The following is a 15,142-nucleotide window of genomic DNA, read 5'->3' on the forward strand; positions in this document are numbered from 1 at the left end:
GGGTAGTAATCACCCTTGGGGAAGTTGTAGTCGATCTCCTCAACGGGGATACCCATGTACTTGAGAACCTCCCACAGGTACTTACCAGCGTGCTCGAACATAACGGCAGCGTGGTGTGGGTAGTGCTTCTCGATGAGCACGTGACGGTAGAAGCGGCTCATGTTCTTGATACCGAAGGTACCGATAGAACCGAATGAGCGTGTAGCTACTGGCAGAATCTCACCCTGAGCGATGTAAGCACGGAGCTTAGTATCAGCTGTAGACTGCAGACGATATACAGTAGCCTTACCTGGCTTCAGGTCACCCTCGAGAGTACCGTTAGTAACCTCTACAGGCAGAGCGCGGGCCATAATGCGCTGGAAGCACATCTGACAGTTGCAAACCTTGCTTGAAGCGGTGTTACCACAGTGGAAGCCCATGAAGATTTCCTTCTCTGTGTATGTGTCGCACTCGAACTTCTTGCCCTTGATGCTCTCCTCGTACATATCCTGAGGAACAGAGTTGTTGATGTCGAGCAGAGTAACAGCATCCTCGGTGATACATGTTCCGATATACTCTGACAGAGCGCCATAGATATCAACCTCGCAAGCTACGGGGATACCACGACCTGTCAAGCGGCTGTTAACATAGCAAGGTACGAAGCCGAACATGGTCTGGAATGCAGGCCAGCACTTGTTGGCCATAGCTACGAACTGGCGTGAGCCCTTGTGACCCTCGATCCAATCGGTCAGAGTCAACTCGTACTGAGCAAGCTTAGGCAGAACTGAAGGAATCTTGTTACCTGTGCCGAGTTCAGCAGCCATATCCTTTACAACCTCGTCGATACGTGGGTCGCCCTGATGTTTCTGGAAAGCCTCAAGCAGGTCGAGCTCTGAGTTCTCCTCAATCTCAACATCGAGATCATAGAGGGCACGAATAGGAGCGTTACAAGCCAGGAAGTTATTAGGACGGGGACCGAAGCTGATGATCTTCAGGTTCTGCAGACCAACGATAGCACGAGCGATAGGCAGGAACTCGTGAATCATCTCGGCGCACTGAGCAGCGTCGCCAACAGGCTCCTCAGGGATGTAAGCACGAGTCTTACGCAGAGACAAAGCCTGACTAGCGTTCAGCATACCACAGTAAGCATCGCCACGACCGTCGATCAGGTCGTTCTGAGTCTCCTCAGCAGCAGCACAGAACATGGTTGGGCCCTGGAACCAGTCAGCAATCATGGTCTCAGAAATCTCAGGACCGAAGTTACCAAGGTATACGCAGAGGGCGTTACATCCAGCCTTCTTTACGTCCTCAAGAGCCTGCTGAGCGTGAATCTCGCTTTCAACAATACAAATAGGGCACTCGTAGATACCATCCTTACCGAACTTCTCTACATACTTGGCAATAACAGCCTTACGGCGGTTAACAGCCAGTGATTCAGGGAAACAGTCGCGACTTACGGCGACGATTCCGACCTTAATTACAGGTACATTTTTCATATTCATCTGAGTTTAAAAAGTAATGCTTAGATTGATACGGATGCAAAGGTATAAAAAAAATCCGAAAGCAGACACCTGTTTTCGGATTTTATAGTTTTTTATATCATCAACATTGCGCTTCTGCCATGGTTCGTTTCCATCTGAACCAGCCCATCACGGCAATGACGACATACAACCCATAAAGAGATGCCTTGAAAGGAATATCTTTATAGAAATAGAGCCCGCAGGTAAACACGTCGACGACTATCCAGATGAACCACTGCTCCAAATACTTGTGTGCCAAGGCCCAGATACCGACAACACTCAAAGCCGTTGTGAAACTGTCGATCATCGGCACGGTAGAGTCGGTAAAGGTATTGAGAAACCAGTACATGATTCCCCAAAGACCCAAAATCAGTAGTGTCCATGGCAACACTAACCGACTAGGGAAATGACGGATGGGTAATGGTTCCTTCGATGCCGACCCCCGAATCCATCGCCAATAGCCATAGATGGTCATCGCCAAATAGTAGAACTCCATGCCGCAATCAGCATAGAGCCCCTTTTGGTAATAGAGTACAATGCCCAGCGACTGCATCAGGAATCCTACGAGCCACATCCAAATACTGGCTTTATATTCCAGCAGGATATATGCCAATCCCAACACTGTCGTTACGATATCAAGCCAATGCGCTGTCAGAAATTCCATGTCTGTATTCTCTTTAGAATCTCAGCGTCATATTCGCAGCCATCGTAAAGCCCGCCATCGGGACAAAACCAAGCTGATAGTAACGGTTGTCGTTGGCATGGGCATAACTCTCGGCAATAGCAGAATAGACCCAGCCACTGGCAGCATATCTGCGATTGAAAATATTGCCAAAGTTCAAACCAAAGACAGCCTCTTTCACTGCTTTCTTGGGCTTTAGGGTATATGATATTGATGCATTCGACACAGAGTAGCAAGGCAAAGAACGCTCAGTATTCTCGGTATTATCAAGATACTGACGTGACACGAAGTTCGTATGCCATACTGCCTGCCATCCGTTATAATGCAACCTAACAAATCCATTGAGAATCATCGAGGGCGAGAAAGCCAGTGTAGAATTGTCATAATGGAACTGTCTAAATCCATCACCATTACCGTCAATATGATACTTTTCCATAGCTGCCCGCCGACCAGCCACATCATCTTTATAGTCCCAGTCATCCCAGTCCTCAACAAACTCGTCGAAGTCCTTAATCTTATTCTTGCTCAGAGCAGCGTTACCCTCGATGGTGAGCCACGACGTAGGATCGATACCAGCCTGCAGTTCAACACCCATACGATATGAGTCTTTGATGTTCGTTGTTAATTTTTCACCGATGTCAGTAGTTTGTCCAGTCTGCACAAACTGATCGGTATAATCCATATAATAGCCATTCACGCCAACACGCCAAATGTCACCATTATAAGTATAACCAAGTTCATAATCAAGCAACTGCTCTGCCTTAGGTGCGGGATAGATGTAATTATCGGTAAAATTGTTGCGCTCAGGTTCACGATGACTCAGTGCCACAGAACCATAAACACGATGCCCGTCTAACTGCCACGAGAAACCAGCCTTCGGGTTGAAGAAATCGTATTTCTTGTCGATATCGAGAATATGTTTCTCATAGAGATACGTTTTCTCGTTGTAGGCAAACTTATCATTACAGCCATCAGTCTTATAACTTACGTGCCGATACTGCATATCAGCAAAGACATCCCACTGTTCTGTGATATGGTAGGCGGCTTTCAGAAATACATTCCCATCGAATTTATGGGCATCAGAATCATAATACTGATAATCACCATTATTGAGCAGACGACTCCTAAGGGTCTCATCTGAGAGATAGGTAACATAGCCGAAGTGATTGCCGTCGAAATTCTGGAGCGAGACACCTCCGATAACATCCCACTCTTCATCCTTATAGTTCATATTCCACACCAGACCATAAGTATCCTGTTTGAGTCCCTTCTTGCGAATCCAATCGGTGCGCTTCACTTTCGTTATGTCCTCATCATTGAAATCTGCGTTAGGCAATCCCAGTTTCTTGATTTTGTTCTGCGGACGGAACTCCTTATAATAGCCATAGCCATGAGTATAGTGTAACGAGGCCGTAGAGCTCCAATGGTCACTAATAGTCCATGCTGCAGAAAGAATATTATGGTTTTGCCAGAAGTTATCTGTGGTTTTGTCCCAACAGGTACCATCTGCCATCTTGTAACGCTCCACCTGATAATTACCATTAGCATCCTTTACAAAGAGGCCATCCTCTCCCGTGACAAGTTTCTCATAAAGTGAGTTATACTTTCCAAGTCCCACATTCCACATATCCTGATAATCCTTGATGCCTGTCTTTGAGTTATAACTCCATGTTCCATCATCATAGCAGCCATCCATTAACGAGTAATCGTCATTACCTGCGGTAATTCCATTCCAAGCCTGACCCGTACGCTCGAAGTTGCCGATGTTCTTATAACGTATCTGAAAGTTATTGCCTAACCATGTCAAGCCACCATAATAAGAACCTGAGCGGCCACTTGTGCCATGGATGAATCCATCGGTATGCGTTTCATGATAAGCACCGTCAAATATCAAGTGATTCCATAACATTCCTGTTGAGAACTTACCACCCAGATTATATGTGTTGAAAGATCCATAGCTAGCAGAAACCTCAAGGCTTGGTTCTTGCAATGGGGTTGCCGATGCAAGGGCTACAGTGCCGCCAAAGGCACCATCTCCATTGGTTGATGTTCCCACACCACGCTGTATCTGCACACTACCGAGCAGTGAACCATAAGAGTTCATATTTGCCCAGAAAACGCACTGATCCTCAGGCGAATTGAGGGGGACACCATCGAGTGTCACATTGATACGGGAATCACCTGCGCCACGAATGCGCATATAGGTCGTTCCTGTACCAAGTCCGTTCTCACTCCATGCAACAACGCCTGGCGTTTGTGAGAAAAGCATAGGCAACTCCTTTCCTGACTTTGAAAACTCATTAAGCTGCTGTTTCTTAATGTTTACCACGGCAAAAGGTGCGTTCTTCTGGGCTCTAACACCCTTGACGACGACCTCCTGCAACTGCTCTACCTGAGTAGAATCATAGAGCGCTGAACGATTCTGTGCATTGACACCTATTACGCACATCAGCGCAGTCACACTAAAAGCCAATCTTTTCATACCTCTTTTGAATACTAAAAAAATGATGTAACGGGGAAATGTGTTGACTAATCCTTTATTCCATCCCTACGCCGGTATAATCCGGATCAGGTTAGAGGGTATCATCTCAGCCTGCACCCGCAGGCACCCCTTGAAATCGGCGGCAAAATTAAGCAAAAAAAATGAGGAAACAAAGCGTTTCCCCATTTTTTTATCTAAGACCCATGCGAGCCTCAACTACGTTGACCACATAGTCGGCCAGTTTCTCGCATTCATTAATCAAGTCCATATAGATGGTACCAACAGCATAAGTATACTCATGATTATTGACATCAGTAATATTCTGCGTCTTCAGCTGATTACGGTAGTTATTAATCTCATGCTCTATATTGAATGAGCGGTTCACATCAAACGACTCCTTGCGTCCTAGCATCAAGCGGTTCATCTGCGAGAGTGACTGATCGGTCAACTCCATCATTTGATGAATATGTTCATACTGCTTCTCAATGAAGTGGTCTTCTTTTCCATTATATTTACGAGAGATGGTACGCGCCATATTATAACAGGCATCACCTATCGATTCCAACTCAGAAATCTCACGGAGCATGGCACGAATCTTACCTTTTGTATCATCAGAGAGATGTGCATCACTGACGGAATCGAGATATTTTGCAATCTCCAATTCCATATTATCACTGATTCCTTCATACTTCTCAATGCGCGTATAAAGCCTATTGAAATCACCTGCTTTATTATCTTTCTTGTTCGTTGCACTACTAGAAAGGGTTAGCAATTCACGCACCATATTAAACATACGCTGCATACGTTCCGAGAAGGCCTGAATCTCCTTCTGAGCCTCAAGCACGGAAAGTTCTGGGGTCTTCATGAAACCTGCTGTAATGAAGTGCAGACGGAAATCTTCTTCCTCATCGATCTTCTTGGGTTTGATAACCCAACATACGAAACGTTCGATTTGCGGAATAAACCAAATAAGAATAAAAGTATTTACCACGTTAAAGCAAGTATGGAAGGCAGCCAACACAAAACTCAGTTTAGCAGCATTAGCCAGGAACAACTTCGTTTCAGCCATTCCCTTTACCATTGTCACGTCATAGCCCACAAGACCGCAAACGGCATCAACAAACGGACGGAAGACAAACAGAATCCATACAACACCGAACACATTGAAGAACATGTGAGCCAAAGCAGCTCTACGAGCCTGCGTATTGGCAGAGAGAGCGGCAAGGTTTGAAGTAACGGTAGTTCCGATATTCTCACCCATCACAAGCGCAATACCCTGATAGATAGGCAACGCACCACTCGAACAAAGAATCATGGTAATGGCCATTACAGCTGCCGACGACTGCACGCAGAAAGTCAGCACCCCTCCAAGGAAGAGGAATATCAGTGTGGTGAGGAAAGAGTCCGGATCAAACGAGGCAAAGAAATCGAGTACTGCCTGGTTCTCGCCCAAATGCATCTCTGCTCCCGTCATTCGGAGTGTACCCAGTCCTAAAAGCAGAAACGACAAGCCGAACAGGAAATCACCGATATAGCGGTACTTTTTCAGATAAATCAGAATGATTCCTATAAAAAAAGCCGGATATACAGCACTTGTGATATCGAACGACATACCTGCCGACATAATCCACGCCGTCAGCGTCGTTCCGATATTTGCGCCCATGATTACAGATATGGCCTGTGCCAGTGTAAGCAATCCAGCATTTACAAACGAAACCGTCATCACCGTGGTAGCTGTTGAAGACTGTACCGATGCAGTCACTAGCATACCAGTCAACATTCCCGTGAAACGATTGGTAGTCATTGCGCCCAAAACATGACGCAGTTGCGGACCTGCCATTTTCTGCAGAGCTTCACTCATCGATTTCATACCGAACATCAACAATGCGAGTGAGCCTAGTAGTTTGAATAATACGAGCATAAGAATTTCTTTTGATTCGATAATTCGGATGCAAAGATACAAAAAAGTTCTTAATTCATTATTCATAATTCATAATTATTTTATATCTTTGCCACAAAAACAACTTAAAGCAATAGAAAACATCATGGAACAGACTATAAAGATCCTCATCCGTAACAACGAAAAAACAATCGAAGCACCTATGGGTGCCACCCTCGAAGATGTTTATCAACTTTCAGGAATCCAGTTGAAGCACGGTCCTATTTCTGCGTGCGTAAATAATAAGGTGGAAGGCATGCATTTCCGTGTCTACAAACAAAAGGAGGTTGAGTTCTTAGACATCACCTCACCCAGCGGCAGCCGTGCTTACACCCGCAGCCTTTTCTTCGTGCTTTGCAAAGCAGTCCACGATCTCTACAGCCCTTGTAAGGTCGCGATAGACATTCCTGTAAGCAATGGTTATTACGTGAACCTTAACATCGGCCGCCCCGTTACTCTCGACGATGCAGGCACCATCCGCCGCCGCATGCAGGAGATTATCGATGCCGCCCTGCCCATCCATCGTCACGAAACGACTACGAAAGAAGCTATTACCATGTTCGACAACCTGCACAACCGCTCAAAGGTCAAACTACTCGAGAGTACGGGTAGTCTATATACCACCTATTATGACATTGACGGCTACAAGGACTACTACTATGGCTCACTTCTGACAAACACTTCGCAACTATACCTCTTCGGGCTTGAAAAGTATTACGATGGCTTGCTGCTCCGCATACCATCCATGCAACATCCCGATGAATTGGGAGAGATGACCCATCAGGACAAAATGTTCGGCATCTTCAAGGAACACCATCAGTGGCAGGATATCCTTGGGCTTCGCACGCTTGGCGACCTGAACGAGGTCATCACGAAAGGCTACTCCCCCCAATTAATACAAATCTCTGAGGCTTTGCAAGAGAAGAAAATTGCAGGAATAGCCGATGAGATTGCCCAGCGCAAGGGCATCAAGATGGTACTCATCGCAGGCCCTTCCTCTTCGGGTAAAACCACGACTTGTAAGCGTCTCAGCGTGCAGCTCGCCGTTAATGGAATCAAGCCCGTACCCATCTCACTCGATGACTATTTCATCGATCGAGACCAGACACCACGCGATGAAAAAGGCGACTACGACTTCGAACATCTCCATGCCCTGAACCTTCCCCTGCTTAACGAGCAGCTCACCGCCCTTTTCCGTGGTGATGAAGTAGAATTGCCACGCTACGACTTTTCCACAGGAACCAGCCAGAAGAGTGGCAGGAAGTTACGCTTAGGTCCCAACGAAATTCTTGTGGTAGAGGGCATCCATGCATTAAACCCTGAACTCACCTCGCAGATCCCCAGCAATCAAATATTCCGCGTCTACGCCTCGGCACTCACCACTGTGCTGCTCGATAACCACAACTACATCCCTACCACCGACAACCGCCTGCTGCGTCGCATCATCCGCGACTACAAGTACCGTGCTGTCTCTGCTCAGGAAACCATCCGCCGCTGGCCTTCGGTGCGCGCTGGCGAAAACAAGTGGATATTCCCTTATCAAGAGAATGCCGATGCCATGTTCAACACCGCCATGTTATTTGAGCTAGCCGTTATTAAGAGTCAGGCAGAGCCACTATTGGAACAGGTACCTGAGAACTGTAAGGAGCATGCCGAGGCCTACCGTTTGCTAAAGTTTCTCCGCTACATCAAGCCCATCCCCGAGACACAAATACCACCCACTTCGCTCCTCCGCGAGTTCCTTGGCGGCAGTTCATTCAAGTATTGAGTTTTTGTTCTTCAGAAACTTGATCCTGATATTGGAGTTGAACAGAACAATTATGACAGATGACAGTTATTGGAAATGAGAGAAAAGAGATTTATTACATATTTATAAATAATCTGGATTTGACTTTACTACAAACACAAACTGTCATTTGTCATTGAGTGCGTGGAGTCTCCCGTGTGGACTAGTTGAAACAGAGATAGTTCTCGTCCCGCAAGAATTTACGGTATCGGAGCCACAAAATTACAGAGCATCAGGAATATCCCCAGTCAATACGAAAAGGATTATTCTTGCTGACAATTTGCAATCAAAAAGCAGAAATAGGAGAAGGGGCGAATGAATATTCTGCATAAATATTGCAAAACAAATGCATAAATGCAAGAATTTGCAAGAATTCAAAAAGATTATATGCATTTTTTAGGGGTTTTCTTTGGCTATTTGGTTAAAAATGAATAATTTTGCAGCCGCAAAGTTTTAGAATAAACAAATATTGTTATGGCTGAAAAATTAGAAGTGAAAGAGCTCGACCAAGTGGTTGTACGCTTCTCTGGTGATTCCGGCGACGGTATGCAGCTCGCAGGAAACATCTTCTCGACGGTCAGTGCCACCGTTGGAAACGGCATCTCGACATTCCCCGACTATCCCGCAGACATTCGTGCCCCGCAAGGTTCGCTCACAGGCGTGAGTGGCTTCCAAGTTCACATCGGCGCTGGTAAGGTATACACCCCTGGCGACAAGTGCGATGTGCTCGTAGCGATGAACGCTGCAGCGCTGAAAACTCAGTATCGCTATGCTAAGCCCGGTGCAACGATTATCATCGACACCGATTCTTTCGGTCCTAAGGATTTGGAGAAGGCCCAGTTCGCTACAGAGGATTACTTAGGTGAGATGGGTATCGACCCCGACCGTGTTATCCAGTGCCCACTGACTACCATGGTTAAGGATTGTCTGGCCGACAGCGGCATGGACAACAAAGCTATGCTGAAGTGCCGTAACATGTTCGCTCTCGGACTCGTATGCTGGTTGTTCGATCGCGATCTGAACCTTGTAGCAAACTTCCTGCGCGAGAAGTTTGCCAAGAAGCCCGCTATTGCAGAGGCAAACATTAAGGTCATTCAGGCCGGTTGGGACTACGGTCACAACACTCACTCTAATGCCATCAACGTTTACCGTGTAGAGACCAAGGAGAAGACCCCTGGACGCTACATGGATATCACTGGTAACAAGGCTACCGCCTACGGTTTCATCGCTGCTGCCGAAAAGGCTGGTCTGCGCCTTTACCTTGGTTCTTATCCTATTACGCCTGCAACCGACGTGCTGCACGAGCTCTCTAAGCACAAGTCATGCGGTGTCATCACCGTACAGTGCGAGGACGAAATCAGCGGTTGTGCATCAGCACTCGGTGCTTCGTTTGCCGGAGCTCTCGGTGTTACCTCGACCTCTGGTCCTGGCGTCTGCCTGAAGAGCGAGGCTATGAACCTGGCTGTTATCATGGAGCTTCCATTGGTTGTTCTCGACGTACAGCGTGGTGGTCCTGCTACTGGTCTGCCAACCAAGAGCGAACAGACCGACCTGTTACAGGCCCTCTTCGGACGTAACGGTGAAAGCCCTATGCCAGTAATGGCCGCTACCAGTCCTGCCGACTGTTTCGACGCTGCTTATCAGGCTGCTAAGATGGCTCTCGAGCACATGACACCTGTAGTACTGCTCACCGATGCTTATATCGCTAATGGCTCTGGCGCATTCAAGCTGCCACAGATGGCTCAGCTCGATGCCATCAATCCGCCATACGTTCCTGAGGAGTTGAAGGGCAAGTGGACACCTTACATGCGTGCAGAGAACGGCACCCGCTACTGGGCTGTTCCTGGTCGTGAGGGCTTTGCTCACATCCTGGGCGGACTGGAGAAGGACTCTAACACCGGTGCTATCTCTACCAACCCAGAGAACCACGATTTGATGACTCGTCTGCGCCAGCAGAAGATTGACAATATCCAGGTGCCCGACCTCGAAGTTGATGGCGACGCCGATGCCGACCTGCTGATTGTAGGCTTCGGTTCTACCTACGGTCATCTGCACTCTGCTATGGATGAGCTGAAAGCTAAGGGCTACAAGGTTGCTCAGGCTCAGTTCAAGTATCTAAACCCACTACCAAAGAACACTGCCGACGTACTGAAGAAGTACAAGAAGGTGGTAGTTGCCGAGCAGAACATGGGTCAGCTGGCTGCCTACCTTCGCATGAAGGTTGATGGCTTTGTACCTTACCAGTTCAATCAGGTAAAGGGTCAGCCCTTCGTAGTAGAAGAGTTAGTGAACGCATTCGAGGACATTTTAAAGAAGTAAACGATTATGAGTTATACAGCACAAGATTTCAAGAAAGGCCAGCCTCGTTGGTGCCCTGGTTGTGGTGACCACTTCTTCCTGGCTTCACTCCATAAGGCCATGGCCGAGATTGGCGTAGCTCCCGAGAACGTAGCAGTCATCTCTGGTATCGGCTGTTCAAGCCGTCTGCCTCACTATATGGCTACCTACGGCATGAACACCATCCACGGTCGTGCCGCTGCCATCGCTACCGGTGCTAAGGTAGCTAATCCCAACCTGACTGTCTGGCAGGTATCTGGTGATGGTGACGGACTGGCTATCGGTGGTAACCACTTCATCCATGCCAACCGTCGTAACATCGACCTCAACATGATCCTGCTCAACAACCGTATCTACGGTCTTACCAAGGGCCAGTACTCACCCACCTCACCCCGCGGCTTCGTATCAAAGTCGAGCCCTTACGGTACCGTTGAGGATCCCTTCCGCCCTGCAGAGCTCTGCTTCGGCGCTCGCGGACACTTCTTCGCCCGTTGCGTGGCTACCGATGCCAAGGGTACTGTTGAAGTATTGAAGGCAGCCTATGAGCACAAGGGCGCCAGCGTTACCGAGGTACTGCAGAACTGTGTCATCTTCAACGACCACTGCCACGATGTGGTTTACAACAACGAGGGCCGTAAGAAGAACGCCATCTACGTACGTCACGGCGAGAAGCTCGTATTCGGTGAGAACAATGAGTTCGGACTTGTACAGCAGGGCTTTGGTTTGAAGGTGGTAGAGATTGGCAAGGACGGTTACACCATCGACGATGTACTGGTTCACGATGCTCACTGCGAGGATAACACCCTGCAGTTGAAACTCGCTATGATGACTCCTGAGGATGGTTTCCCCATCGCCCTCGGTGTGATTCGCGACGTTGAGGCTCCTACCTACAACGATGCTGTTCACGCACAGCTGGCTGAGGTCGCTGCTCAGAAGAAATACCACAACTTCGAGGAGTTGCTCGAGACCAACGACATCTGGACAGTAGAATAAACCGCGAGTTTGTAAACTCCACATATCAATCATCCCCATGGCAGATGGCTATGGGGATGATTTTGTGTTAATATACACTCATTATCCGATATTTCTTCTGACACTTAATTTCTAATTATTAATAAAATGATTACCTTTGCGCTCGAATTTTTTCACTTAAAACCAAATATTAAATAATAACTTTACAACAATATGTTTCACATTTACGAAGGATTTCATCTCGTTGAGACGTACCACAAAATGCGTCACCAGCGTAAATACCATCCTGCTGATGGTACCAAACGTGCTATCAAGATCGCTTTGGTAGCGCTCGTTACTTTATTACTTTGGAATATGCCATCCGAGTGGTTCGGCATCCAGAACCTCACCGTCATTCAGCAGCGCGTCATCGCCATTTTTGCCTTTGCCACGCTGATGTGGATTCTTGAGGTTGTCAGTTCGTGGGCCACATCTATCGCCATCATCGTACTGATGCTGCTATTCTGCTCTGATAGTGGTATTGCACCAATGGTTAACCCTGATGAAGTAGGTAAACTTCTCTCGCACAAAGGCGTGATGGCTTCGTTTGCCGATCCTATCATCATGCTGTTTATCGGTGGTTTCGTACTGGCTATTGCCGCAACCAAGACTGGTCTTGATGCACAGTTGGCAAAAGTTCTGCTCCGCCCCTTCGGCACACGTAGTGAGATGGTACTCTTGGGCTTCCTGCTCATCACAGGTCTTTTCTCAATGTTTGTATCTAACACTGCCACAGCAGCTATGATGCTGACATTCCTCACCCCTGTGTTCCACCAGTTGCCACCCGAGGGAAAGGGTCGTATTGCTTTGGCCATGAGTATCCCTGTTGCTGCCAACCTTGGTGGTATGGGTACCCCTATCGGTACACCTCCAAACTCTATCGCCCTGAAGTATCTGAACGATCCTGAGGGATTAAATATGGGTCTTGGTTTCGGACAGTGGATGATGTTCATGTTCCCACTCGTGATCCTGCTGCTGTTCATCAGCTGGCGCCTGCTGCTTAAGTTCTTCCCATTCAGTCAGAAGACGATAGAGTTGAAGATCGACGGTGGCATGCAGAAGGGTTTCCAGTCAACAGTAGTCATCATTACATTCATCGTTACTGTACTCCTTTGGCTTTCAGACCAGATCACAGGCATCAACGCCAACACAGTGGCCATGGTTCCATTCTGTATCTTCGCCCTGACCGGCGTTATCAATAAACGCGACCTTGAGCAGATTAACTGGAGTGTTATCTGGATGGTTGCCGGTGGTTTCGCACTGGGTTATGGTCTTAACTCTTCCGGTCTGGCCGCCAATGCTGTAGAGAGCATTCCCTTCGGTGAGTTCTCACCCCTGCTCATTCTGCTGATTGGTGGTGCTATCTGCTACCTGCTCAGTAACTTCATCTCAAACTCAGCTACTGCAGCTCTGCTGATGCCTATTCTGGCAATGGTCTGCGGTGCTATGGGCGACAAGCTGGCACCTATCGGCGGCACATCAACCATCCTGATCGGTGTGGCTATTGCAGCTTCATCAGCCATGATTCTGCCCATCTCTACCCCACCAAATGCACTGGCATTTGCTACGGGCTACGTAAAGCAGAGCGACATGTCGAAGGTTGGTATCATCATGGGTATTGTTTCGATGGTATTAGGTTTCGGTCTGGTTTACCTGATGGGAACGCTGAAACTCATCTAAATACTAATAAAGAATCCCCAGCCGACTAGCTGGGGATTCTTTATTAGTATTTGAAACTGCTGCCACCTACGAATTCACGCATGATACTAGTGGGTGGGATTTCTTTATCACTAATGGGGATAAAGAAATGGAGAAATTTCAATAGACGATGCGCCTCGGCATATTCATCACAATTTTTGGGTACAGAAGAAAGGATTACTTCTGCATGTGTACGTAATACTGCAAATTCTATATTAAGCGCAGAATTGAACATAACATCGGCCGTCTCCTGATATGGGAATATCCATTGTTCTTCTGCCTCGCATACACTTTTCCACTGACTGATGGTCTCCCGCGCTGTATATGCACCCTTGTTATAATCACGGATAATACGACGCAGCAAACGATTATCTTGCGTAGGAATCCAGTTGTGATCGTCAAGAGAGATACTGGTCAGTGCTGATATATAAATTTTATATTTCAAGGAATCGTTGACACCTTTCGTCAGCAAAGGATTCAGAGCATGGATACCCTCAATAATGAGAACACTATCGCTAGACAAATGCACCTTTTTGCCGTTATACTCACGCTTACCCGTAACGAAATTATATTCAGGGACCTCCACAGTCTCACCTTTCATGAGACGTGAGAGATGGTCACCCAAAAGCTGATAATCGACTGTTTCAATATTATCGAAATCATACTGCCCATTAGGCAATTTAGGTGTATCGAGACGATTCACGAAATAATCGTCTGTTGAGAAAGAAAAAGGCCGCAGACCACAAGCCAGAAGCTGCACGGAAAGGCGTTTACAGAAGGTGGACTTACCAGAACTGGAAGGACCCGTAATCAGCACTAAACGTATAGGATTCTCCTGATTATGAAAACGACGGTCAATCTCCTCTGCAATCTGTACGATTTTCTTCTCCTGTAAAGCTTCACTGACCTGAATAAGCTCCGAGGCATGTCCCTTAAGTATTGCATTATTTACATCACCAGCATTGGAAAGGCGCATAATGATATCCCAACGGACTTTCTCTGCAAACACCTCAAACGTACGAGGCATGGGAACCTTCTTGGCCAAAACTAATGGATTCTTCTTATCAGGAACCCGCAGAAGCAGACCTTGCTGATAACGTTCCAGGCCCCATACTTTCAAATAGCCAGCCGAAGGAACCAATGGACCATAATAATAATCAACGGTATCGCCTAGCATATAATAGTCGCTATAAATCTGGCCACTCGTTTCAAGAAGTTTCACTTTATCAAAAAAACCTCGCTCTGTAAACACACGAACAGCCTCCTCTGTAGTTGATTCGGTACGACGGAAAGGCATGTCAAGGTCGACAATCTCTTTCATGCGCTGACAAATACGATTTACGTCTTCATCAATCAACGGGTCACCATTCTTTTTCTTAAAATTACAATAGTACCCACGCGAGAGAGGGTGTTCTATGAATAGTTTGCTGTCAGGGAATAAGTCACTAACGGCCTTATAAAGCACAAAGCACAGAGAGCGCACATAGACGCGACGACCAGAGCCTTCACGAGCATCAAGAAACTCTACATCACGATTTTGGAAGAGTCGGAATTTCAAACCTTGAGAAGCATTGTTGACTTTTGCCGATACAACAGGATAGGGCATCTGTAGATCATCAGCAAACTCCTGATAGACATCAAGTAACGAAGTACCCTCAGGGAAACTCTTGGTTATATGATTGTTCTTACAACGAATCTGAAGCATATA

At 47.0% G+C, this 15,142-nt stretch carries 9 protein-coding genes and 1 riboswitch; of the genes, 4 read left to right on the plus strand and 5 right to left on the minus strand.

The annotated features are described in order from the left end of the window. From T325_RS03505 to T325_RS03520, 4 genes are all read right to left on the minus strand, one after another. On the minus strand, window positions 1–1,475 hold a 1,475-nt coding region (locus tag T325_RS03505), incomplete at its 3' end, for an L-fucose/L-arabinose isomerase family protein (protein WP_036910838.1). Window positions 1,476–1,581: 106 nt separating this feature from the next. Further along, complete coding sequence (gene pnuC / locus T325_RS03510; protein ID WP_036910480.1) at window positions 1,582–2,163, minus strand: nicotinamide riboside transporter PnuC; 582 nt, start codon at window positions 2,161–2,163, stop codon at window positions 1,582–1,584. Between the two features lie 13 nt (window positions 2,164–2,176). Continuing rightward, entirely contained in the window at window positions 2,177–4,663 is a 2,487-nt protein-coding gene (locus T325_RS03515; protein WP_036910481.1) for a TonB-dependent receptor, read from the minus strand. Between the two features lie 46 nt (window positions 4,664–4,709). Then, window positions 4,710–4,804: riboswitch (TPP riboswitch) on the minus strand. A gap of 49 nt (window positions 4,805–4,853) precedes the next feature. Then, complete coding sequence (locus tag T325_RS03520; RefSeq protein WP_369794032.1) at window positions 4,854–6,584, minus strand: Na/Pi cotransporter family protein; 1,731 nt, start codon at window positions 6,582–6,584, stop codon at window positions 4,854–4,856. Window positions 6,585–6,708: 124 nt separating this feature from the next. Here T325_RS03520 and T325_RS03525 point away from each other — a divergent pair, with 124 nt between their 5' ends. The 4 genes from T325_RS03525 (at window position 6,709) to T325_RS03540 (ending at window position 13,416) form a co-directional block, all read left to right on the plus strand. Further along, on the plus strand, window positions 6,709–8,370 hold the full coding sequence (locus T325_RS03525; RefSeq protein WP_036910482.1) for a nucleoside kinase: 1,662 nt from the start codon (window positions 6,709–6,711) through the stop codon (window positions 8,368–8,370). Window positions 8,371–8,862: 492 nt separating this feature from the next. Next, window positions 8,863–10,707, plus strand: a complete 1,845-nt coding sequence (locus tag T325_RS03530; RefSeq protein WP_036910483.1) for a 2-oxoacid:acceptor oxidoreductase subunit alpha — start codon at window positions 8,863–8,865, stop codon at window positions 10,705–10,707. Between the two features lie 3 nt (window positions 10,708–10,710). Next, window positions 10,711–11,718: a 2-oxoacid:ferredoxin oxidoreductase subunit beta gene (locus T325_RS03535; protein ID WP_028904089.1), complete on the plus strand. Its 1,008-nt coding sequence runs from the start codon at window positions 10,711–10,713 to the stop codon at window positions 11,716–11,718. Window positions 11,719–11,910: 192 nt separating this feature from the next. Further along, window positions 11,911–13,416: an SLC13 family permease gene (locus T325_RS03540; protein ID WP_081911031.1), complete on the plus strand. Its 1,506-nt coding sequence runs from the start codon at window positions 11,911–11,913 to the stop codon at window positions 13,414–13,416. A gap of 43 nt (window positions 13,417–13,459) precedes the next feature. On the opposite strand, the gene T325_RS03545 is transcribed toward T325_RS03540, so the two are convergent. Then, the gene (locus tag T325_RS03545; RefSeq protein ID WP_036910484.1) at window positions 13,460–15,139 is read right to left on the minus strand and encodes a nucleoside kinase; all 1,680 of its coding nucleotides are present in this window, start codon (window positions 15,137–15,139) and stop codon (window positions 13,460–13,462) included. Window positions 15,140–15,142 lie beyond the last annotated feature (3 nt).

Source organism: Prevotella sp. FD3004 (assembly GCF_000746155.1).
GTDB lineage: Bacteria > Bacteroidota > Bacteroidia > Bacteroidales > Bacteroidaceae > Prevotella.